The sequence below is a fragment of the Bacillus sp. JJ1562 genome (assembly GCF_036962705.1).
Lineage (GTDB): Bacteria > Bacillota > Bacilli > Bacillales > Bacillaceae_L > Ferdinandcohnia.
On the sequence record NZ_JBALOQ010000008.1, the window covers coordinates 72178 to 94716 of the forward strand.

Annotated in this window: 21 protein-coding genes and 1 riboswitch; of the genes, 17 read left to right on the forward strand and 4 right to left on the reverse strand. The window is 38.4% G+C overall.

Annotation, left to right across the window (positions count from 1 at the left end; translation table 11 throughout):
- Positions 1-5: 5 nt before the first annotated feature.
- The 14 genes from V7097_RS05825 (at position 6) to V7097_RS05890 (ending at position 16276) form a co-directional block, all read left to right on the forward strand.
- The gene (locus V7097_RS05825; protein ID WP_335702662.1) at positions 6-1490 is read left to right on the forward strand and encodes an aldehyde dehydrogenase family protein; all 1485 of its coding nucleotides are present in this window, start codon (positions 6-8) and stop codon (positions 1488-1490) included.
- A 45-nt stretch (positions 1491-1535) separates the two neighbouring features.
- On the forward strand, positions 1536-2330 hold the full coding sequence (locus V7097_RS05830) for an enoyl-CoA hydratase/isomerase family protein (protein WP_335702663.1): 795 nt from the start codon (positions 1536-1538) through the stop codon (positions 2328-2330).
- Between the two features lie 158 nt (positions 2331-2488).
- Entirely contained in the window at positions 2489-4063 is a 1575-nt protein-coding gene (locus V7097_RS05835) for a benzoate-CoA ligase family protein (RefSeq protein WP_335702664.1), read from the forward strand.
- Positions 4064-4426: 363 nt separating this feature from the next.
- Positions 4427-5665, forward strand: a complete 1239-nt coding sequence (locus V7097_RS05840) for an ABC transporter substrate-binding protein (RefSeq protein ID WP_335702665.1) — start codon at positions 4427-4429, stop codon at positions 5663-5665.
- Between the two features lie 69 nt (positions 5666-5734).
- Positions 5735-6598, forward strand: coding sequence for a branched-chain amino acid ABC transporter permease (locus V7097_RS05845; protein WP_335702666.1), 864 nt, complete (start codon positions 5735-5737; stop codon positions 6596-6598).
- On the forward strand, positions 6599-7600 hold the full coding sequence (locus V7097_RS05850; protein ID WP_335702667.1) for a branched-chain amino acid ABC transporter permease: 1002 nt from the start codon (positions 6599-6601) through the stop codon (positions 7598-7600).
- A gap of 11 nt (positions 7601-7611) precedes the next feature.
- Positions 7612-8376, forward strand: coding sequence for an ABC transporter ATP-binding protein (locus tag V7097_RS05855; RefSeq protein ID WP_335702668.1), 765 nt, complete (start codon positions 7612-7614; stop codon positions 8374-8376).
- Positions 8369-9067, forward strand: a complete 699-nt coding sequence (locus V7097_RS05860) for an ABC transporter ATP-binding protein (protein WP_335702669.1) — start codon at positions 8369-8371, stop codon at positions 9065-9067. The genes V7097_RS05855 and V7097_RS05860 overlap by 8 nt, the downstream gene beginning before the upstream one ends.
- 183 nt (positions 9068-9250) lie before the next feature.
- Positions 9251-9356, forward strand: a riboswitch (SAM riboswitch).
- Positions 9357-9443: 87 nt separating this feature from the next.
- The gene (locus tag V7097_RS05865; RefSeq protein WP_335702670.1) at positions 9444-10457 is read left to right on the forward strand and encodes a methionine ABC transporter ATP-binding protein; all 1014 of its coding nucleotides are present in this window, start codon (positions 9444-9446) and stop codon (positions 10455-10457) included.
- Positions 10447-11118 (forward strand): methionine ABC transporter permease, encoded by a 672-nt coding sequence (locus tag V7097_RS05870; RefSeq protein ID WP_335702671.1) that lies wholly within the window; start codon positions 10447-10449, stop codon positions 11116-11118. Before V7097_RS05865 ends, V7097_RS05870 begins: the two co-directional genes overlap by 11 nt.
- A gap of 30 nt (positions 11119-11148) precedes the next feature.
- A complete protein-coding gene (locus V7097_RS05875) occupies positions 11149-11988 on the forward strand; it encodes a MetQ/NlpA family ABC transporter substrate-binding protein (protein ID WP_335702672.1) in 840 nt (279 codons plus the stop codon).
- A gap of 26 nt (positions 11989-12014) precedes the next feature.
- Positions 12015-13112 carry an iron-containing alcohol dehydrogenase family protein gene (locus V7097_RS05880; protein ID WP_438824204.1) on the forward strand — a complete coding sequence of 366 codons (1098 nt, stop codon included), beginning with the start codon at positions 12015-12017 and terminating at the stop codon, positions 13110-13112.
- A 612-nt stretch (positions 13113-13724) separates the two neighbouring features.
- Positions 13725-14654, forward strand: coding sequence for a glutaminase A (glsA, locus tag V7097_RS05885; protein WP_335702674.1), 930 nt, complete (start codon positions 13725-13727; stop codon positions 14652-14654).
- A 119-nt stretch (positions 14655-14773) separates the two neighbouring features.
- Positions 14774-16276 (forward strand): DHA2 family efflux MFS transporter permease subunit, encoded by a 1503-nt coding sequence (locus V7097_RS05890; RefSeq protein ID WP_335702675.1) that lies wholly within the window; start codon positions 14774-14776, stop codon positions 16274-16276.
- Between the two features lie 42 nt (positions 16277-16318).
- On the opposite strand, the gene V7097_RS05895 is transcribed toward V7097_RS05890, so the two are convergent.
- Complete coding sequence (locus V7097_RS05895; RefSeq protein WP_335702676.1) at positions 16319-17065, reverse strand: sensor histidine kinase; 747 nt, start codon at positions 17063-17065, stop codon at positions 16319-16321.
- Between the two features lie 12 nt (positions 17066-17077).
- Positions 17078-17776, reverse strand: coding sequence for a LytR/AlgR family response regulator transcription factor (locus V7097_RS05900; protein ID WP_335702677.1), 699 nt, complete (start codon positions 17774-17776; stop codon positions 17078-17080).
- A 181-nt stretch (positions 17777-17957) separates the two neighbouring features.
- On the opposite strand from V7097_RS05900, the gene V7097_RS05905 reads away from it, so the two are divergent.
- The gene (locus V7097_RS05905; RefSeq protein ID WP_335702678.1) at positions 17958-18710 is read left to right on the forward strand and encodes an ABC transporter ATP-binding protein; all 753 of its coding nucleotides are present in this window, start codon (positions 17958-17960) and stop codon (positions 18708-18710) included.
- On the forward strand, positions 18700-19857 hold the full coding sequence (locus V7097_RS05910; protein ID WP_335702679.1) for an ABC transporter permease: 1158 nt from the start codon (positions 18700-18702) through the stop codon (positions 19855-19857). Before V7097_RS05905 ends, V7097_RS05910 begins: the two co-directional genes overlap by 11 nt.
- Positions 19858-19897: 40 nt before the next feature.
- On the opposite strand, the gene V7097_RS05915 is transcribed toward V7097_RS05910, so the two are convergent.
- Together V7097_RS05915 and V7097_RS05920 are read right to left on the reverse strand one after the other, a co-directional pair.
- The gene (locus V7097_RS05915) at positions 19898-20269 is read right to left on the reverse strand and encodes a cupin domain-containing protein (protein WP_335702680.1); all 372 of its coding nucleotides are present in this window, start codon (positions 20267-20269) and stop codon (positions 19898-19900) included.
- A gap of 96 nt (positions 20270-20365) precedes the next feature.
- Entirely contained in the window at positions 20366-21196 is an 831-nt protein-coding gene (locus V7097_RS05920) for a DegV family protein (protein WP_335702681.1), read from the reverse strand.
- 172 nt (positions 21197-21368) lie between these two features.
- Between V7097_RS05920 and V7097_RS05925 the strand changes: the two genes are divergently transcribed.
- Positions 21369-22535, forward strand: coding sequence for a TraB/GumN family protein (locus V7097_RS05925; protein ID WP_335702682.1), 1167 nt, complete (start codon positions 21369-21371; stop codon positions 22533-22535).
- Positions 22536-22539: the final 4 nt, after the last annotated feature.

Here is a 22539-nt window from a genome sequence, read left to right on the forward strand (position 1 = left end):
CATCTATGGTGCAATTAAAAGAAACATACCAACTATTGATTAATGGAGAATACTCAAATAGCAGCAATCAGGAATTTTTTGAAACGTATAACCCTGCAACTGGCGAGGTTTTAGCTAGAGTTGCAAAGGCGACGAAGGAAGATGTCGATCGCGCTGTTGACGCAGCTAGAAACGCATTTGAAAATGGCAAATGGCCTAAGCTGCCTCAAGCAAGACGAGCAAGAGTTTTAAATAAAATTGCGGAAATCATGCGTGAACGTATTAATGACCTTGTCGAAGCAGAAGTATTAAATAGTGGAAAAACAGTTGCTGCTGCAAAAGGACAAATTGGTCAGGCGATTGAAGACTTTGAATTTTACGCGGGAGCAATCACAACCTTTGGTGGGCGCACAAACCCAGTTCCAAACGGATTTTTTAACTACACGGTCAAGGAACCTGTTGGGGTTTGTGCACAAATCATTCCATGGAATTATCCATTAATGATGGCTGCGTGGAAAATCGCACCAGCAATCGCAGCAGGCTGTCCGGTTATACTAAAACCTGCATCACATACACCAATTACCGCCTATATGCTTGCAGATATTTGTCATGAGGCGGGAGTTCCAGCAGGCGTAGTAAATGTCATCACAGGAAGTGGCTCTGTAATCGGTCCATACTTAACGACTCACCCTGGAGTTGATAAGGTTGCCTTTACCGGTGAAACAGAGACTGGAAAGGACATCATGGCGAAAGCATCAACTACTTTAAAGCGCGTAACGTTAGAGCTCGGAGGAAAATCTCCTAATATCGTTTTTGATGATGCTGATATTGAAGGTGCTGTTGTAGGTTCTATTTATGGAATTTTTTATAACACTGGTCAATCCTGTGAAGCGCGTTCGCGGTTATTTGTACATGAAAACATCTACGATGAATTTGTCGAAAAGTTTATTGAAAAGGCTCAAAAGCTGAAGGTTGGTGATCCATTCGATAAGGAAACTCATCTGGGGGCACTGATTTCTAAAGAACATGAAGAAGTTGTCGATGGCTATGTAAAGCTTGCAATTGAAGAGGGCGGAGAAATCCTTTATGGAGGAAAAAGACCAGAAGGTAGCGAATTTGATAAAGGGTACTGGTATTTGCCAACCGTTATCGGAAATGTCACGAATGATATGAGAATTGCCCAAGAAGAGGTCTTCGGTCCAGTCGTTGTTATCATGAAATTTAAAGATGAAGGTGAAGTGCTCAAGCAATCCAATGATTCCATTTTTGGACTTGGATCAGCTGTATGGACGAAAGATCACGGAAGAGCACACCGAGTTGCAGAAGGACTTCGTGCAGGTATCGTAATGGTGAACTGTCCAATTTCAGCCTTCCCTGGAACACCATTTGGTGGCTACAAGCAATCGGGATTTGGAAGAGAGTTAAGTGTCGAAACACTTGATCTTTATACAGAAACAAAGAGTGTAGTCTCTTATAATGGGGAACGTCCATTGAATATTTTCAGAATATAGTTTATTTAAATAATTTTCCAATATATTAAATGGAGGAATGTAAAAATGTCAATTAATTTGGAAACGAAAACCCTAACTGTTAAAAAAGCGGATGGTATTGCGGAAGTTCATATTCATGTAAACAAAACAAATTCTTATGACCTTGACTATTACAAAGAGTTAAATGCGGCGATTGATGATATTCGTTTTGACAATGACATTAAAGTTGTTGTCTTAATGAGTGATATGCCAAAGTTCTTCTCAGCGGGTGCAAATATCAATTTCCTAAAATCAGCAGAGCCACGCTTTAAAACACAATTCTGCTTATTCTGTAATGAAACCTTAGATAAAATTGCACGCTCTCCACAAATCTGGATTGCTTGCTTAGAGGGCCATACTGTTGGTGGTGGTTTAGAAATGGCTCTAGCTTGTGATTTGCGATTCATGGGTGACCAAGCAGGAAAAATCGGACTTCCGGAGGTTTCTCTTGGTGTATTAGCGGGAACAGGTGGAACTCAACGTCTTGCTCGCCAAGTTGGACACTCAAAAGCTCTTGATCTAAATATTACTGGTGAAACTTTATCACCGCAAGAAGCATTAGCTATTAAATTAGTAGATCGTGTATACCCACAAGAAGAAACGAGAGCAAAGACTTTAGAATATGCACAGAAGATCGCAAACAGTGCTACTTATGCAACATCTAACATTAAACTATCAATCATGAACGGTAAAGAAATGCCACTTAACGTAGCAATTCGTTATGAAGGTGAGCTTCAAAATCTATTATTCCGTTCACAGGATGCGCAGGAAGGCTTAAGCTCGTTCATCGAAAAGCGTGATGCAAACTGGTCCGGTAAGTAAGTTAATCATTTTCATACATCTTTACGGCTAATTTACACTATTAGTACAGTGCTAATATCATTATCATCTACGATTGACTCCGAAAAAAAGTGGGGGTAAGCATTTACCTCCACTATCTGAAATTTTTACTATCCATAAGATAGGTAAGGAGGAAGAATGTGATAAAAGTAGCTTCGGATTTAAAAGGAATCGCAACGAAGTACAATGCTGCCGACAGATTTATTGAAGAAAATGTACGAAACGGACGAGGGGAAAAGGTTGCGATTGTAAGTGGAGACGAACAAGTCACTTATCAAGAGCTTCTGTATCGTGTTAATCAATTTGGAAACGCTATCAGAAGGTTGGGTGTTGAAAATGAAAACCGCATGCTCATGGTTATGCATGATACTGCTGAGAATATCGTATCCTTTTTCGGTGCGGTAAAAATTGGTGCACTACCAATCCCAACTAACACAATGCTACAGCCCGAGGATTATGAATATCTATTAAACCACAGTCGTTCAAAGGTGCTTGTTATTCACGAGGATCTTTGGAGTAAAATTAAGGCAAACAGAGATCGATTTGTCTTTCTTCAACATGTAATCGTCGTCACCGAAAACACATCCGTAGACACAAATGAAATTGATTTTCATGAACTTATCAATAATGAGTCAACAGAGCTTGAGTCATTCATGTCAGTGAAGGATGACCCAGCATTTTGGTTATATAGTTCGGGGAGTACAGGAAATCCAAAAGGTGTTATTCACCACCAACGATGTATGGAAGCAGCATATAACACGTATGGAAAACAAGTTTTGGGAATAAATGAAAATGATATTACCTTTTCTGCTTCAAAGCTTTTCTTTGCATATGGGCTTGGAAATGGGATGTATTTCCCTTTAGGTGCTGGAGGTACAACCGTTCTTTTGAAGGATCGTCCTACACCTGAAAAAGTGTTTGAAACAATTGAAAAGACTAAACCAACAATCTTTTTTGGCGTTCCAACGCTTTATGGTAGTTTGATTAACTATGTAGAGCGAACAGGCAAAATTCCTGACCTATCTTCGGTAAGAGTTTGTGTATCTGCTGGTGAAGCACTCCCAGATACATTTGTGAATAAATGGAAGCAGCTTTTTAATCTTGATATTTTAGATGGAATTGGGTTAACAGAGGCCTTACATATCTTTATTTCAAATCGAGTTGGAGACATTCGCCCTGGTAGCACAGGGAAGCCAGTCCCAGGCTATGAGGCGAAGATTGTAAATGACGAAGCCAAAGAGGTTGGGCCAAATGAGGTCGGTGACTTAGTCATTAAAGGTGAGAGCTTAACTGGAGGATACTGGGCCAATATCGCTGAAAATCAGAAGAAATTCCATGGTGAATGGATGTACACAGGCGATAAATATTACAGGGATGAACAGGGGTATTTTTGGTATTCAGGACGATCTGATGACATGCTGAAGGTCAGCGGAATTTGGGTTTCACCTGTTGAGGTAGAAGCAACTCTACTTAAGCATGATTCCGTACTTGAGGTTGCGGTAATCGGGGTGAAGACGGAAGAGAATCTTGATCTTCCAAAAGCTTGTATTGTTCTGAAAGAGGGGATTGACCCATCAGAAGAATTGAAGGACGAATTAAAATCCTATGTGAAAGCAAACTTAGCGCCTTATAAGTATCCTAGGATCATAGAGTTTATGGATGAAATCCCCAAAACTGCTTCTGGAAAGATGCAGCGTTTTAAATTACGACAATAATTAAATGTTTTATATACGGGAGATAAATTAACGTAATATATATACCTAGGGAATATCACGTAACCTGCCCCAGGAAAAAGGGTATTGTTTGTAATATTTACTAATGAAATAGAGGTCATGTTGGAATGGGTGCTCGGCGTTTGTCGGGCCTTTAATCCAACTATCCTCCATTTTTTTGTGCCAAATCACGAAAAATTTATTACGTTTTTTTTATGAAAGTTTTAAATATGTGTTGAATAATCGAATAGTAATTACTATAATAATATTCAGAATATTAGAAAGTGATAGAGGGGGTAATTTGTACATAGTAATTTTCTACCATAGAGGGTCAGATTACGTTTTTTAAAAAAAGGGAGGTTTACCATGAAACTAGTAAAGAGAAATTGGTTGATCATGTTATCATTTGTTCTATTACTTTCGGCATGTAGCTCTGGAGCAATTAGTACAACCACTGATAATAATAAAAAAGAAGAAAGTGAAGAACCAACCGCTACCGATTCTACAAGTGATGAGCCAATTAAAATTGGAGCTTTATTACCAGCAACAGGTGTGTACGCATCACTTGGTCAAAATGTTAAGAATGGAATGGAACTCTACTTTGAAGAAATTGGCTGGGAAGTAGCGGGAAAAAAGATTGAAATTGTGCATGAAGATACAGAGGCAGACCCACAAGTTTCATTACGTAAGCTTCGTAAATTAATGGAGCAGGATAAAATTGATATCCTAACTGGTCCAATCAGTACAGCAGTAGCTTATGCAATTCGTGACGAGGTTGATAAGAATAAATTACCATTCCTTGTATCACATGCCGGTGGAAACGATTTAACAAGATCAAAGCGCAGTGATTATATCTGGCGTTCATCTTTCTCTTCCTACCAGATTGGGCATTCAATGGGTCAATGGGCCTATGACAATATTGGTGGAAAAATCTATTTAACAGCTGCTGACTATGCATTCGGTCATGAAGCTACGGCAGCATTTAAAGATGCATATACAGCAGCAGGTGGGGAAATCGTCGAGGAAGTATTTGCACCACTTGGAAATAATGACTACTCTTCTTACCTAGCAAAAATGAATCGTGATGACATCGATGGAATCTATGCATTCTTTGCTGGTACAGATGCAATCCGCTTTGTTCAACAATACGAGCAATACGGTTTAAAAGGAAAGATTCCTTTAATTGGTTCTGGATGGCTTACAGCTGAGGATACTCGTCCACAGCAAGGAACATCCCCTGAAGGAATCATTGCTTCAATCTTCTGGGATTATAGCTTAGACACTCCTGAAAATAAAAAGTTCGTTGAAGCGTATGAAGCGAAATTTAATGCTAGACCAAGTATCGAATCTGCGGAAGGATATGATGCAGCAGCGATCATGGCAAAAGCAATTGAGGCGTTAAATGGAGATGTTTCAGACCCTGATAAACTAGTAGAGGAAATCTCAAAAGTTGAGCTTAATAGTCCAAGAGGTCCAATCAAGTTCGACCAAGAAACTCATCAAATTATTCAAAACCTTTATATCGTTGAGACCTATCTAGATGGTGACAAGACAGAAAATAAAGTAATCGACACAGTTCCAGAAGTTGTAGACCCAGGAAAATAAAGATAGGAATGATGAAAGAGGCAAGCATCCTTTGTTGCCTCTTTCTTTCAACTGATAGGGGGAGGTAATATGGATACATTCGTTTTGCAAATGATGAATGCACTTAGCTACGGGTTTCTCCTTTTCATTATTACATGTGGGATAAGTCTCGTTTTCGGTATTTTAGGTGTATTAAATCTAGCACATGGTTCTCTATATTTATTAGGGTCTTACATTGGTTATTCAATCGTTGTAAAATCAGGGCTACCGTTTTGGGTTGCTCTCTTGGTTGTCCCTTTTGTAATTGCCATTATTGGATTGATTTTAGAAGTGGTCCTACTTCGACCTACATATAAGCTTGGCCATCTCTCACAGGTATTGTTAACCTTTGGTCTTGCTTACATCTTCCATGATCTCTTCTCCATTATTTGGGGTAAAAATATTATGACCGTAACACCCCCAGCTTTCCTAAGCCAATCTGTTGAAGTTATGGGGAATATGATTCCTTCTTATCGACTTGCCTTAATTGTAGTTGGAATCATCATTGCGTTAGCTCTTTGGTATACACAGGAAAAAACAAAATGGGGCGCTGTTATCCGAGCAGGATTATCAGATAAAGAGATGGTTGGTGGACTAGGCGTTAACATTCACCTTGTCTTTACACTCGTGTTTTTCTTTGGAAGCTTCTTAGCTGGGATAGGTGGGGTACTTGGATCACCGATTTTAGGGGTTGCTCCAGGAATGGAGTTTAATATTCTGATTTTATCACTCGTCGTCCTAGTTGTAGGCGGGCTGGGATCTGTAACGGGGACGATTGCTGCGAGTCTTTTAGTGGGAATGGTTGAAACGTTTAGTCGCTTCTACGTTCCGGAATTAAGTTTAATCATAACATTTGCATTAATGGCTGCCGTATTAATTATCCGTCCACAAGGATTGATAGGAAGGAGGGCATAAATGGGCAAACAGTGGATCAAAGGTAGTTTACTATTTTTATTGATGGTTGCTGCTCCATTTTTCGTTTCTCTCTATTATGTAAACATTTTTACGGAAATTTTAATCTTTGGGATTTTCGCGATTAGCTTAAATATCCTAGTCGGTCAAACTGGGTTGGTCTCATTAGGACATGCCGCGTTTTTTGGCGCTGGTGCCTATGCAACAGGCCTTGCCGCGAGTCATTTATCTACAAATGTGTTTCTAACCCTTGTAATCGGAATGGTGATTGCGTTCCTATTAGCCATTTTGATTGGCTTTGTTTCTACGAAAGCTCATGGATTTTATTTTTTAATGCTAACACTTGCATGTTCACAAATGGTTTATTCGATCATCTACCAATGGACGGATGTAACGGGTGGATCAAATGGCTTATCAGGAATACCTTCTCCAAGTCTGTTTGGAAATTTTATCCTTTCCAATCAGGTGTTTATCTATTACTTTATTTTAGTCGTATTTGCGATAGTCGTAATGTTAATTAACAGACTTCTTCATTCACCACTAGGGTATGTCTTCATTGGGATTAAAGAAAATGAAGATCGAATGAAGTCGATTGGGTATAACACAACCTTCTATAAAAACATTAGCTTTTTGATTGCGGGTACTTTAGGTGGATTAGCTGGTGGACTATATGTATTCTTCAATGGCTTCGTTGCTCCGACTGATGTGTACTGGACAGTATCCGGGTCAGTATTAATCATGGTATTAGTTGGAGGTTCAGGTACGCTTTGGGGTCCTGTTATTGGAGCGGCATTTATCGTGATATTGGAGACAATCATTAGCTCTTACACAGAAAGCTGGATGATGATTATTGGTACCGCCTTTATTCTGTTTACAATCTTTGCTCCATCTGGAATTGCTGGGTTGTTCTCAAGGCTTACCCAAAGCTTGTTTAAAGCGAAGCCTCAACCTGTAAAGGAAGAATATATCGAACCCATTAAACAGCAATCAAAAATAAATGGATAGGGAGGACAAAGATGACGACGATTCTTTCAATACAACATTTATCAAAGCATTTTGGTGGGTTAAAAGTAATCGAAGATATTACATTAGCGGTTTCTGTTGGCGAACGTGTTGGACTAATCGGACCCAATGGTGCCGGAAAGACAACCTTTTTTAACATGATTGCGGGAGACTTGAACCCTAGTGGGGGGACAATTACTTATTTTGACCAGGATATAACGAAGGTTCCTAATTATAAACGGACGGAAAATGGAATCGTTCGTACTTTTCAGAAAAATAATCTGATGTTTGGATTAACGGTTAAGGAGAATGTTCGTCTCGTATTGCAAAAAATGAGAAAAGAGCATACTCAATGGTGGAAAAGTGTCAGTCTTAAAAACTACAGTGAACTTCATGAAGAAACAGATGCACTTTTACATGAATGGGGCCTTGAACAATATAGTAACATGAAGGTACAAGAGCTCTCTTATGGGGTTCAAAGACAAATTGAGATTGTCATGGCGATTGCCGGAAAACCGAAGCTTCTCCTTTTAGATGAGCCGACTGCAGGTATGTCACAGGTTGAAACCGACCAAATTATTGCGCTGATTAATAAACTACCAAAAGAAGTAACGATCTGTATGATTGAACATGATATTGATGTGTTGTTCGGTAATATGGACCGGGTGATTGTCCTTCATACTGGAAAACTCATTGCGGATGGCACACCAGAAGCTGTTCGTGAAAATGAAGAGGTAAAGGAAATTTACCTCGGTCGCGAGGAGGCTGCACATGCTTAAACTAAAAGAAGTTAATAGCTTCTACGGTTCCAGTCACATTCTTCATGGTATAAATCTCGAGGTGAAACAAGGGCAGGTTGTAACTCTGCTCGGAAGAAATGGCATGGGGAAAACAACAACGATGCATTCCATTATTGGCTTTGTAAAAAAAGTTCAAGGGGAAATCTTATTTGAAGGTCAAAATATGGCCTCACTCCAAAGTCACCAAATTGCCAAGAAGGGAATTGGAATTGTCCCACAGGGTAGAAGAATTTTTCCGAACCTAACTGTGACAGAAAATCTAACCGTTTTCGCTGATTTCAAAAAAGGCGATTGGAACCTAGAGAAGATCTTTCACTACTTTCCTCGTTTAAAGGAACGTGAAAAATCGCATGCGGGAACCCTTAGTGGGGGGGAACAGTCGATGCTTTCAATTGGTAGGGCATTGATGAGAAATCCGAAAATCCTGCTGCTCGATGAACCGACAGAGGGACTATCCCCATTAATGGTTGGAGAAGTTATGGATGTTCTCTTAAAATTAAAAGAGTCCGGAATGTCGATGCTTTTAGTTGAACAAAATATCTCAACGGCATTACGAATCGCAGATGATGTGTATATTTTAAGTAAGGGGAAGGTCGTCTACCACGACAATCCGGAAGAACTTAAAAACAATATGGATATCGCTTATCATCATTTAGCCTTAAGCAGCTGACAGTTGCCCTTCCCATTCTCGGAAATGGGCTTTTTAATATCCAATAAACTTTTTTTGAAAAATGTAACCATTGAGATAATAAAGATGGAAGCGTTTAACACTTGGTAGGTAGTGTTATAACGTTATTGACAAAAAACTAATAAACTAGTAGTATCTTACTATACAAATTAAAGAAAATTTTCAAACTTATCCAGAGCGACCGAGGGACTAGGCCCTACGACGTCCGGCAACCCCCATTAAGGGAAGGTGCCAATTCCTGCAGAATGATTTTCATTCTGAAAGATAAGTCGAGATAAATCCTTGTATTTCGATGCCTCTTTCAGTGTGAAGGAGGCATTTTTGCGTTAAAAAATAGAGTAACAAAAGAGGTATTTATATGATTGAAATTCGGAATCTTTCAAAGATATATAAAACAAAGAATGGGACTGTCACAGGTGTTGACAATGTGTCATTACAAATAGAAACCGGAGAAATCTTTGGGATCGTTGGATACTCAGGAGCCGGAAAAAGTTCCCTCTTGCGCTGTATCAACCTGCTCGAACGACCAACCTCAGGAAATATCTTAGTCGATAGAGTAGATCTCACTTCCCTGAAAAGCAGTGAATTACGTTCCGCGCGTTTGAAAATCGGAATGATTTTTCAACATTTCTATTTAATTAGTCAAAAAACAGTTTTCGAAAACATCGCGTTTTCCTTAATGGCTGCTAATGTACCAAAAGATCGAATCAAAAAACGAGTTGAAGATTTACTTGAGATGGTAGGGCTTTTGGATAAAAAGGATGTCTATCCATCACAGCTAAGTGGTGGTCAAAAGCAAAGGGTAGGGATTGCGAGAGCACTAGCAAACGATCCAAAAGTGTTGCTTTGTGATGAAGCAACTTCTGCACTGGACCCAACAACAACAAAATCAATCTTAAAGCTTTTAAAAAAGATTAATAAAGAACTTGGGATTACGATTGTCCTCATTACCCATGAGATGGATGTTGTGAAGGAAATTTGCAACCGTATGGCGATTATGCAAGACGGAAGGGTCATTGAAGAAGGTTCTGTTTACGATGTATTTGCAAGTCCGCAAACTGAATTAACGAAGGAATTTATTGAAAGTGTAGTTTCCTTTGAAATTCCTGAAGTTATCCTCGATTCATGTGAAGGGCCGATAGTGAAGGTTATGTTCAAAGGAAATGTTGCTGGTGAGGGTGTTATTTCAGATATGCTTCAGACCTTCAATGTAAAGGGGAATTTCCTACATGGTTCCATTGAATATATTCAAGACACACCGCTTGGTATTTTTATCATGGAGTTAAGGGGTAATAAAGAAGAAATAGAATCAGCAGTGAACTTTATTGAAGAACGTGCTGCACAAGTGGAGGTGTTACGTGATGGGAATTGATTTTAATCATCTCGTGGAGCTTCTCCCTGATATTAATACAGCGTTTTTTCAAACCATCTATATGATTGCTATATCATTACTTATTGCTGTAGTAATCGGACTTCCAGTGGGGATTTTTCTATATGTAACCGATAAAGGGTTATTTTTAGAAAACAAAGTGGTTCAAACTGTTTTAGGATTTGTCGTGAACCTAATTCGTTCGATTCCGTTTATCATCTTGCTTGTCGCATTGATACCAATCACGAATTTCATCGTGGGTACGACGATTGGGCCAACGGCAGCATCTGTTTCACTTTCAGTCGCAGCAATACCATTTTTTGCGAGAATTGTGGAAACAGCTTTACGGGAAATTGACCGAGGTGTAATCGAAGCTGCAATTGCAGCGGGTGCAACGCCTTGGATGATCATTAAAGATGTGTTGCTTCTTGAAGCAAGATCAGGAATTATTTCCGGAATCACACTAACACTCATTAGTTTAATTGGATTTTCAGCCATGGCCGGCACTGTCGGTGGTGGAGGAATTGGGGATTTAGCGATCAGATTCGGTTATTATCGCTATGACAATACCATCATGTTTGCAACAGTATTAATCTTAATTATTTTAGTTCAAGTCATCCAACTCCTTGGCGACTACATCGCGAAGGTAGTAGATAAAAGATAATAAACAATAATTAGAAAGAAGGAAGAAAAAATGAAAAAATGGTTAACAGGTATTATTTTACTTTTAGTTGCATTTGTGGTTACAGCATGTGGAAGCAGTGCAAGCAATGGAGATGAAGGTAGCGAATCTGCTGCGGAATCAAAAGATATTAAAATTGGCGCAACAGCTGGACCATACAGTGACATGGCGAAAAAAGCTCTTAAGCCAGGTCTAGAAGAACTGGGATACACAGTAGAAATCGTTGAATTTAGTGACTATATCCAACCAAACAAAGCATTAGATAATGGAGACATTCAAGCAAACTTATTTCAACACACAATATACCTAGAAAACTTTGAAAAAGAGAACAACATGGATTTAACAGCTTTAATTAATGTTCCAACAGCACCAATGGGAATTTATTCAAACGTTTATAAATCAATTGATGAAGTAAAAGAGGGTTCAACTGTAACTCTTCCAAATGACCCTACAAATGCAGCGCGTGCATTAAACACATTACGTGATGCTGGTCTTATTACAATCGCTAAGGATGCTGATCCTTTAACCGTTTCAGAAAAAGACATTGATGAAAATAAAAAGAATTTAAAATTCCAACCAATTGAAGCAGGTCAATTACCACGTTCCGTTGATAGTGCAGATTTAGCTGCTGTTCCTGGTAACTTTGCATTAGCTGCAAAAATGAATTTATTAGATGCTCTTACACTAGAAGATATGTCTGATTCATACCGAAATGTAGTTGCAATTAGCGCGAAAAATAATGATTCACAGTTTGCGAAAGATTTAAAAGCTGTTGTCGAATCAGAAGGCTTCGAAAAAATAATCGATGAAGAATTCCAAGGCTTCGGTAAGCCAGCATGGATGGAAAACTAAGCGATAAGTGGTAAGGAGTGATGAAAGTGGATATCTTTTCAGTACATGGAGCCCCAAGTGAATATATTGTATCCGAAGGTATATTAGACATACTTGAAGAAAAACTTGCTGAGCGTTCCTATCGAAAAATTTTATTCGTTCATGGGATAAAGTCTTGGGAAGCTGCAAAAGAGTATATACCAGAGTTTCATGAAATTCAATTTGAACAGTATTCGTATAGTGGAGAGTGCTCAATCAATGAAATAGATTCCCTTTCATCATTTATAAAGAGGAAATCCTTTGATGCCGTAATTGGGATTGGTGGCGGAAAGGTTCTTGATTTAGTTAAGGCCGCAAGCTATCTCTCGCAAAAGCCTTACGTGCTAATCCCGACGCTAGCATCGAATTGTGCACCGTGGACGCCAATAAGTGTCATTTATGATGAACGCGGGGCTTTCATTCGCTACGATATTTATCCAAATAATGCGAGCTTGGTATTGATTGAGCCAAAGATTATAGTAAAAGCACCGATTGAAATGCTCATCGCTGGAATTGGTGACACACTCGCGAAATGGTATGAAGCAGATGTGCAAATGTCTAAGATCAAAGACAAATCGGTGCCAGTGTTAATTTCACATTTTTCGGCTAGACAGTGCAAGGATCTTTTAGTGAATCATGCTGAAGCAGCGATTGATGCAGCCAAAAATGGAGTTCTTAATGCAGATTTTATTAAGGTGGTTGAAACAATCATCGCGCTTGGTGGGATGGTTGGTGGCTTTGGTGATCATTACGGCAGAATCGCCGGAGCACATTCAATACATAACGGGTTGACGGTTTTGGAAGAGACTCATTCAGCTCTACATGGTGAGAAGGTCGCCTATGGTATTTTGGTTCAACTTATTTTAGAAAATAAGCTAGATGAGATAAAAGAACTTCTTCCACTTTATAAAAAACTTGGATTACCGGTGTCGATTAAGGATCTTGGGGTAACTGATGTTTTGGATGAAAGCATCAACCGAGTAGCCGAAAAATCAACAATCCCTGGTGAATCTATCCACGTTATGCCAATTGGAACGATTACGGCAGCGGATGTAAGTGAAGCAATCAATAAACTCGAACAATATACAGAAGCAAATAATGCATAAGAGATAGGGCCAATGCGCCTTGTCTCTTTTTTTTGGGAGAAAACAGGAGTGGCTGAAAGTGTATCACAAGTGATTCCTGTTTTTTAAAGATATTACGATGCTTATATCTGTTTGGAGAGGTTGTGATTTCCAGTTACTAGGTGATTCGTAGTACTCCAACCTGCTTGGAGAGTAGGGATTTCCAGTTGTTAGGTAGTTGTTGGTACTCCAACCCGTTTGGAGAGGTATGTATTTCCAGTTATTAGGTAGTTGTTGGTACTCCAACCCGTTTGGAGAGGTATGTATTTCCAGTTGTTAGGTGGTTGGTGGTATTCCAACCTGTTTGGAGAGGTATGTATTTCCAATTATTAGGTAGTTGGTGGTACTCCAACCCGTTTGGAGAGGTATGTATTTCCGTTTATTAGGTAGTTGTTGGTACTCCAACCAGTTTAGAGAGGTTGTTATTTCCAGTTATTATGAAGTTGGAATCCTTCGGCCCGTTTTAGGAGGTTTATTATTCTGTATTTAGAAAGTTAGTCGCGCTTCAACCCATTTAGCACATCCAACACGAAATTAATCCTACATATAACATACTAAAAATCCATTTAGTAAATACTACAAGTGGTGATGAATATGCCTTGTCAATCAAGTGATGAATTAAAAGAATTGGTGAAAGAAGCGCGCCCAATTGCGAAAGAAGGACGCGTAGCAGACTATATACCTGCACTCGGAAAAGCAAACCGTAACGATCTGTCTATTGCGATCAACTATCCTGATGGTCGCTGCTATTCTGCTGGGGACATTGAAAGGAAAATCTCCTTACAAAGTATCTCCAAGGTCATAACCCTTGCTCTCGTCTTAATGGACAGAAGAAAAGAGTATGTCTTTGCACGAGTTGGAATGGAGCCTACGGGAGACCCGTTTAACTCGATTGCAAAGCTAGGATCGATGGCTCCATCAAAGCCGTTGAATCCGATGATTAATGCGGGAGCACTTGCTGTAACCAATATGATAAAAGGGAATTCAGTGGAAGAACGGTTTCAAAGATTACTAACATTTATTCAAGAATTGGCGGGAAATGACGCGATTCAATATAATGAAGAAATTGCGCGTTCCGAATTTGAAACGGCTCATTTAAATCGTGCCTTATGCTATTTTTTAAAACAACATCATATCATTGAAGGAGATGTTGAGCAGCTAATAGACCTTTATACAAAGCAATGCGCGATTGAAATGAATTGCCTTGATTTAGCAAGAATTGGACTCGTTTTTGCATTAGACGGAATTGACCCTCAAACTGGAAAACAAATTATGCCAGGGAATATTGCTCGCATTTGTAAAACCTTTATGGTGACATGTGGTATGTACAATGCATCTGGGGAATTTGCGATAAAAATAGGCATACCAGCAAAGAGTGGAGTATCCGGCGGTATCATGGGGGCTGTGCCTGGAAAATTTGGGATCGGTATTTTTGGTCCAGCTTTAGATGATAAAGGAAATAGTATTGCAGGAATAAGACTTCTTGAGCTCCTGTCAAAAACCTATAACTTAAGTATGTTCTAATAAATCATACGAAAACATTATTTCATTGCAATCCATAGACCCATGATATAATATATCTTATGCCTACATAAACAGTTGGTATAAAAAATGTACTGAACGTCTAAAAAGGGGGAATATTTATGGATTTTTCCGACAAGCAAATCCGACCAAACTACGGTATTCTTACCGTCTTGATGGTTGGAGCTTTTATTTCATTTTTAAATAATACTTTATTGAATATTGCCCTGCCTTCCATTATGACCGAACTTAGAGTTGATGCTCCAACAGTCCAATGGTTAACGACAGGCTTTATGCTTGTAAATGGAATCTTAATTCCAACAACCGCCTTTTTAATCGAAAAATTTACGGTTCGGCGTTTATTTTTAGTAGCAATGGGATTATTTACAATTGGTACGATTCTTTCGGGTACTGCTCATGTCTTTTCCATCCTGCTTGTAGGTCGGATGATTCAAGCAGCTGGATCGGCGATTATGATGCCATTATTGATGAACGTTATGTTGATAAGTTTCCCGATTGAAAAAAGGGGAACAGCGATGGGGGTATTTGGATTAATCCTCATGTTCGCACCAGCTATTGGGCCAACTTTATCAGGCTGGATTATTGAGCATTATGACTGGAGGATGCTTTTCCATTTCATCACTCCAATTGCAGCAATTGTATTTATTCTTGGATTCATCATGCTGAAGGATAAAAAGGAAAAAGTACTCCTTAAGCTAGACTTTTTCTCCGTGATTTTATCAAGTATTGGGTTTGGTGGTTTATTATATGGTTTCAGTTCTGCTGGAAGTATGGGCTGGGGGAGTCCATTTGTCTACGGAACCATTATAATCGGAATCATCTCGTTAAGTTGGTTTATTTTACGTCAATCAAAGTTAGACATCCCAATGCTTAATTTTGGGGTATATCGTTATCCAATGTTTGCATTAGCATCAGTGATCACGATGGCTGTCAATATGGCAATGTTTTCAGGTTTTTTACTTTTACCTATTTATGCTCAAACGATTCTAGGTATATCACCAATGGACACAGGACTTATGCTTTTACCCGGCGCAATCTTAAATGCGTTTATGTCACCTGTTAATGGTCGGTTATTTGATAAGTTTGGTGGACGTATTTTGGCTGTTACGGGATTGGCCATCACCACTGTGACAACATATCTTTTTAGCCAGCTAACATTTGATACTTCTTATTCGTATCTTATGGTTCTACATGCGGTGAGAATGTTTGGAATGTCCATGGTCTTTATGCCCGTTTCAACAAATGGATTGAACCAGCTCCCAAGAAATCTATATCCGCATGGTACTGCGGTGAACAATACATTGAATCAGGTTTCCGCAGCGATTGGAACAGGATTCTTAATTACACTAATGTCTTTAAAAGAAGAGTCCACTATAGCGAATTTGTTGAAGAATGTTCAAGGACAGCCAACTGAATCACAAATGGCAGAAATTAAATTATCAGCCATGCTTGATGGAATAAATTTTACATTTTTCATTTCAACCTTCTTAATTTTCGTTGCTCTCATTCTTGCATTCTTTATGAAACGTGCGAAACAAGAAGAGGATATTACAGGAAAGAACAAATCAAAACCAAGTGTTCAAACTTCATTAGCGAAGAATTAAGAAAGAGGAGAAATTATCCAAATTGGATGGATTTCTCCTCTTTTAAACTTTTATCGCTGGTATTTTAATTTTAATCGCAAATTCCTCATCTTTATGAACAAAGTCTAAAAATCCATTTGCCTCATTGACGACATCTTGAATGAGCTTTGTACCAAGCCCCTCGTGACCCTCACCTTTAGTTGTTTTTCCGAAGTTCACAAATAATTTGTCGAGGATTTGATTTGGAATTGGAAGAGAGCTATTTTTACAATGTAAGATGTACAAACCACTTCGCTTATAGAATTGAAGAGATAGATTGGCTTGTTTGTTATAATTTTTTTGCCATTCCTCACAGGCATCGATGCTATTTGATAAGAGATTCCCGATTAGTGTAATGATTTGCTGGTTAGACAAAGGCAGAGTAGAAAGAGGTACGTCTAAATCATATACAATCGCAATATCAAGTGCACTCGCTTTACGATACATTTGATGGAGAATACCAGCTACCACACCTCGTTCTCCTTTAATTGAAAGGTTTGTCTCCTTATAGCCTTCAACCAATTCATCTAAATATTGTTTTGCTTCCTCGTTTTTTCCGTTTTCAAGCATAAAATGAATGGCTGAAACATGCTTTAAAAAGTCATGACGTTCGCTTCGAACGACGCGGAAGGTTTCATTAAATTGAGCACGCTGCTCGTCAAAATGTTTCGCCTCTCCCAATAGAGATTTCATTTTTTTTGAAATAGAAAATCGCGACCAAAATAAATAAAGGCATAGAATTCCCAACATTATTGTGATGCCCCAATACATTATTACGCCACCTTAAAAATAATTTTCTTGTAAAAAGTCCACTTTTTCTTTTGTAATCATTGCTTGTTCTTCGATGCCATCGAATGTGACAATATACGAATTTTTCGCATAGAGCGAAAAGTTTTTTACATAGTGAATATTGATGATAAACGACCGATGTGACCGAATAAAGTCTCGTTCCCGTAATTCTCCCTCCAGCTCACCCAGAGTTTGGTAGGTTTTTATCGGACCTGTTTTTGTATAAATTGTTGTCGACCGACCTGAACGTTCGATAAAAATAATGTCCTTTTTCTGAAGGATATGTATTTCATTTTTTTGCTTGAAGTAAAGTCTTCCATGAATTTCAGCGGACTTTGTTTTTTCTAGTAATCGCTCAATCGATTGTACTAACCGTTCCTTTGGATACGGTTTCATAATATAATCATGAACATTCAGCTCAAATGCATGTACAGCATAGCCACTATTTCCTGTTACAAAAATCACTGAAATATTGAGCGCATGCGAATGAATAATATCAGCAAGCTCATATCCTGATAAATGTGGCATCTCGATGTCAGCAATCAACAAATCAATTTCTTCTTTTTTTATTTGTTCATAGGCTTCCTCAGCAGACAAGGTGGAGAAGATAATCTCAACATCAGAAATGCCACCTACAATTGCTTTTAACTTATCCAAATCAATCAAACGGTCATCTACAAGACCAACCTTCATATGACAATCGACCTCACAAAATAATACCAATTTTCTAAGTATAATATCTTTATATTCTAACATCATTATAGGTGAATTTGACCATTTCGCGACAAAAAAAGGCATATTCGCGACATAACTAGAGATTTTCTAATTTGGTATGGCTATGATATAGACATAAGAACAAGACGAGGTGGAAAAAATGATTGAAATCACTGAAGTGACAAAAAGATTCAAAGATAAAAAGACTTCTATAACAGCATTGAAGCATGTAAATTTTACCGTTGAAAAAGGGCAAGTGGTTGGCTTACTAGGGGAAAATGGAGCGGGAAAAACGACACTCCTTCGAACGATTGCAACCCTATTAACTCCGACTGATGGGAGTGTAAAGGTAGCTGGATTCGACACACAAAAAAATCCAGAACAAGTGAAAAAGAGAATCGGAGTCTTATTCGGTGGTGAAACTGGTCTTTATGATCGCCTAACGGCACGTGAGAATCTTGAGTATTTTGCAGCCCTTTATGGATTAAGTAAGCATGAAACAAAGGTAAGGATTGACGAGTTAGCGCGGATGTTTGGAATGCGAGATTACTTGAATCGTAAGGTCGGTGGGTTCTCTAAAGGAATGAGACAGAAAGTAGCGATTGCAAGGACACTCATCCATAACCCAGAAATTATTCTTTTTGATGAGCCGACAACCGGCCTAGATATTACTTCATCAAATGTGTTCAGACAGCTTGTACATCAGCTTAAACGTGATGGTAAGACGATCATTTTCTCTAGCCATATCATGGAGGAGGTTTCCTTGCTTTGTGATTCCGTTGCGATGATGCATAAGGGAGAGCTTGTCTACCATGGTGATTTAGAGGAGCTTTATAAATCAGAAGGAAGCCAGGATTTAAATTATATATTCATGAGTAAACTTGTTAGGGGGAACGAAACATATGCTTCGTAATATATATTTAAAGGAATTAAAAGATTGCTTTAGAGATCGTCGAACATTGATACTTACTGTGTTATTACCAGTCATTATGATGTCCGGATTAACTTTTTTCTATGAAAACCTGATATCAGATGGGGAAGGGGAGACTTTTCAGCTTGCAGTTGAAGAATCTTCCTTGAATGAGGCGGAAAACATATTTACAGGAGTAGAGAATGTTGAACTCATTGAATCGTCCAATCTGGAACAATCCATTCAGGACGGGGATGCACAAGTCGGATTACAATTAACACCAAATTTCATTGAGGCCACTCAAAATGGGGAGGAAGCTTCAATAACTCTTATTGGGGATTCATTTAGTCAAAAGTCTACTCAATTAAATGCGATTATCGTGAATGCTTTAGCGGTTTTTGAAAAAACAATTGTGGCAGACAATCTTCAGGAAGGCGGAGTCGATCCATCTATCATGCAGCCATTTGCAATTGAACAAATCGAACTTACAAATGAAGATCCAAGTGTGGAAATGCTTGCATTTTTAATTCCCTTAATCTTATCAATTGCAATCGGAGTTGGTTCTGGACCCTCTGCATCAGAATTATTTGCAGGGGAAAAAGAGAAGAAAACAATGGAAGCTCTCTTAATGACACCGGTAAAAAGATCTACATTGCTACTTGCAAAATGGCTAACGATTGCAACAATCGGTTCAGTAATAGCCATTATTACATTGGGTGTAGTTGCATTGGAAATTAGTTTGTTTACAGAAAATCTCAAAAATGCTGTATCATTTGGAGATGACGCTTATTTAATCATTGGAATCGGAATATTACTTTCAATTATCTACGCTGGATTCACCGCATCATTAATCATGATTACGAGTATTGCCGCGAAGACGATCAAGGAAGCGGGAAGCTATAGTAGTCCTGTCATGATGATTGCGATGTTCCCTGCAATGATGATAGTAGGGGTTGGAGTGAATGAACTTACAACTTATCATTTAGCTGTGCCAATTATGAATTTGTTTACTTTAATAAAAGAATTAATGTTCGGAATCATTAACTATGAACATATTCTACTTGCATTTGGTAGCAACATCGCATGTATGATCATTTTCTTTGTGATTGGTAGAATTATGTTTATGAAAGATAAATGGGTGATGAACTAATCAAAAAACTGCCAACCGATCAGGGTTGGCAGTTTTTTTATCAGACGTCTTGAGCATATCGCTCATCTGGAATCTTTGTAAGAGTAACATATAGGCTCACATTTTCAGAGCCATCATTAACAAAGCTCAAGTTCTCCTCACCATTAATAACGATGACATCGTTCTGTTTTACTTTTACTTCTTGCTCATCAATTGTAAAGGTACCTGCTCCTGAAAGAACATGTAGATATACATTTGAACCTGGATGTTTATGGGCAGGTAGTATTTGATTTGGCATAAAGTTTAACACGAAGACCGTGCTACCACCTTCTTTAAAGATGACACGTTTTGTAAGTCTTTCCTCATTAAATTCAATAAAATTATCGAGCATTTCCTTTTTCAATTGAATCGCTCCTTTATTGTTTTTCTTCATCTATCTATACCTATTATAAGATAGGAATAAAAGTCTTACAGTGATTTATATCATCTTTATTCTTAGAATAACCTTTGCCTATTTCGGTCGCTTTATTTAGGAATACGAAATAATCATTCCGTCTTTACCCGCATAGGTTCCCATCGTTGCTCCCATATAATTAAGCATGACATCTTTCGGATGAAATTGGGCAATGATTTCATTTTTAAGTGCCTCTGCTTCTTCGATGTTACCTGTGTGAGTGATTCCGAAAATGGTTTCAGAGAAATCTGATTTAGATTGTTTGATTACCTCTAGTAATCTCTTTTGTGATTTTTTCTTCCCGCGAATCTTTTCAAAGATTTCTACCTTTCCACCTGTCGCCCTTTGTAGCAATACCTTTATATTAAGTAGCTTTGCAAGAGAGCCTTGGAATTTGCTTAAACGACCGCCCTTTACAATATTCTCAAGTGTATCAAGGAGAATGTAGATATTCATGTTTTCACGGTATTCGGTGAGATTTATGATAATTTCATCTATCGAATGCCCTTTTTTTGCTAGTTCAGCCACTCTTAAAATTTGCATGCCGTGTCCTAACGAGCCTGCTAATGTATCAAAAACTGTTACTCTATTATCAGTAAGATCTTTTCCTATTGTTGCAGATTGGTAAGTGCCGCTTAATCCAGATGAAATTGTCAAACAAATAATTTCAGAATCAGCTGGGAACTTGGAATACACTTCTGCAAAAGTTGCAGGTGATGGCTGAGAAGTCTTTGGTAGTTCGGTTGCCGTAAACATTTTCTTAAAGAAATCCTGTGGTGTTAAATCCACACCTTCTCGAAACTCTTTACCTTCAATCGAAACATTCATGGGCACTACCGTAATATCATATTTTTGAAGAAGCTCAATCGGGAGATCTGCTGAGCTATCAGTTACTATTTTAATCAACGTTAATCCCTCACAATTTCTAAAATCGTTATTATTTAAGTATATCATTTTCGTAAAAAGGATACGTTTTAGGAGACTTAGTTTATATTTTTCCAAAAAGAATTCAAATCTATGCCATTCTAGTTTAAAATTAAACTATACACAAATTGAGCATGTATAAGGAAGGTCTATTATGTCTGAAGAAAATATTACGAGGATCGAATTAGATGGTAAGGAATACATATTAATTGGAACAGCTCATGTTTCGAAACAAAGTGCTGAGCAGGTTAAGGAAGTTATTGAAGCAGAGAAGCCAGATTCAGTATGTATTGAATTGGATGAACAAAGATACCAGTCAATGATGGCGGGTAATAATTGGAAAGAAATGGACATATTTAAGGTCATTAAAGAAAAAAAGGCTACATTACTTCTAATGAATTTGATGATTTCCTCCTTTCAAAAACGAATGGCAAGCCAATTCGGAATCAATCCCGGTCAAGAAATGCTGCAAGGGATTGAGTCAGCAAAAGAAGTCGGAGCTGAACTTGTTTTAGCGGACCGCAATATTCAAGTAACCTTCTCACGGATTTGGAATGCTGTTGGATTCACGGGGAAAATGAAATTATTAATGTCGATTGTCTATAGTATTTTTAGCAATGAAACAATATCAGAGGAAGAGCTTGAAAAAATGAAATCCAAGGATATGCTGAATTCGATGCTGACTGAATTCTCTACAAGCTTTCCGAAATTAAAAACTCCCCTCATAGATGAGCGGGATCAGTATTTAGCACAAAAAATCAAACATGCTCCTGGTGAAAAAATAGTAGCTGTACTTGGGGCGGCCCATGTTCCAGGAATCAAGGAAGAAATAAAAAAGGAACATGATTTAAAGAAGCTTACTCAGCTTCCGCCAAAATCCAAAGCGCCAAAAATTTTCGGTTGGGCAATTCCAATCTTAATTGTAGCGATTATTGTGTATACTTTCTTTGCGAATCCAGAGGCAGGATTGCAGCAAACCATAAGCTTGGTTTTGTGGACAGGCTCTTTTTCAGCACTTGGTGCAGCAATTGCCCTAGGACATCCACTTACAATTGTGACTGCCTTTTTTGCGGCGCCTATTGGGGTCATGCATCCATTAATTGCTGCAGGATGGATAGCAGGCTTTGTCCAAGCCTTTTTACGACGCCCAAGCGTGAAGGACTTTGAAACACTTTCAACTGATGTCTATAGTGTAAAAGGCTTCTGGCATAATAAAGTAACACGGATCTTGCTTATTATTGTTTTATGTAATCTAGGTACAACACTCGGCTTATTTATTGGTGGCGCAGACGTAGTGAGATTGTTTATTAAGAATCTATAAAAAA

Bases quoted from the DNA above. Each gene is read 5' to 3' on its own strand.
- V7097_RS05915 (WP_335702680.1), bottom strand. From the start codon at position 20,269: ATGAAGAAAAACAATAAAGGAGCGATTCAATTGAAAAAGGAAATGCTC.
- V7097_RS05890 (WP_335702675.1), top strand. From the start codon at position 14,774: ATGGATTTTTCCGACAAGCAAATCCGACCAAACTACGGTATTCTTACC.
- V7097_RS05865 (WP_335702670.1), top strand. From the start codon at position 9,444: ATGATTGAAATTCGGAATCTTTCAAAGATATATAAAACAAAGAATGGG.
- V7097_RS05870 (WP_335702671.1), top strand. From the start codon at position 10,447: ATGGGAATTGATTTTAATCATCTCGTGGAGCTTCTCCCTGATATTAAT.
- V7097_RS05840 (WP_335702665.1), top strand. From the start codon at position 4,427: ATGAAACTAGTAAAGAGAAATTGGTTGATCATGTTATCATTTGTTCTA.
- V7097_RS05825 (WP_335702662.1), top strand. From the start codon at position 6: ATGGTGCAATTAAAAGAAACATACCAACTATTGATTAATGGAGAATAC.
- V7097_RS05910 (WP_335702679.1), top strand. From the start codon at position 18,700: ATGCTTCGTAATATATATTTAAAGGAATTAAAAGATTGCTTTAGAGAT.
- V7097_RS05860 (WP_335702669.1), top strand. From the start codon at position 8,369: ATGCTTAAACTAAAAGAAGTTAATAGCTTCTACGGTTCCAGTCACATT.
- glsA (WP_335702674.1), top strand. From the start codon at position 13,725: ATGCCTTGTCAATCAAGTGATGAATTAAAAGAATTGGTGAAAGAAGCG.
- V7097_RS05850 (WP_335702667.1), top strand. From the start codon at position 6,599: ATGGGCAAACAGTGGATCAAAGGTAGTTTACTATTTTTATTGATGGTT.
- V7097_RS05895 (WP_335702676.1), bottom strand. From the start codon at position 17,065: ATGTATTGGGGCATCACAATAATGTTGGGAATTCTATGCCTTTATTTA.
- V7097_RS05845 (WP_335702666.1), top strand. From the start codon at position 5,735: ATGGATACATTCGTTTTGCAAATGATGAATGCACTTAGCTACGGGTTT.
- V7097_RS05900 (WP_335702677.1), bottom strand. From the start codon at position 17,776: ATGAAGGTTGGTCTTGTAGATGACCGTTTGATTGATTTGGATAAGTTA.
- V7097_RS05905 (WP_335702678.1), top strand. From the start codon at position 17,958: ATGATTGAAATCACTGAAGTGACAAAAAGATTCAAAGATAAAAAGACT.
- V7097_RS05855 (WP_335702668.1), top strand. From the start codon at position 7,612: ATGACGACGATTCTTTCAATACAACATTTATCAAAGCATTTTGGTGGG.
- V7097_RS05875 (WP_335702672.1), top strand. From the start codon at position 11,149: ATGAAAAAATGGTTAACAGGTATTATTTTACTTTTAGTTGCATTTGTG.
- V7097_RS05830 (WP_335702663.1), top strand. From the start codon at position 1,536: ATGTCAATTAATTTGGAAACGAAAACCCTAACTGTTAAAAAAGCGGAT.
- V7097_RS05925 (WP_335702682.1), top strand. From the start codon at position 21,369: ATGTCTGAAGAAAATATTACGAGGATCGAATTAGATGGTAAGGAATAC.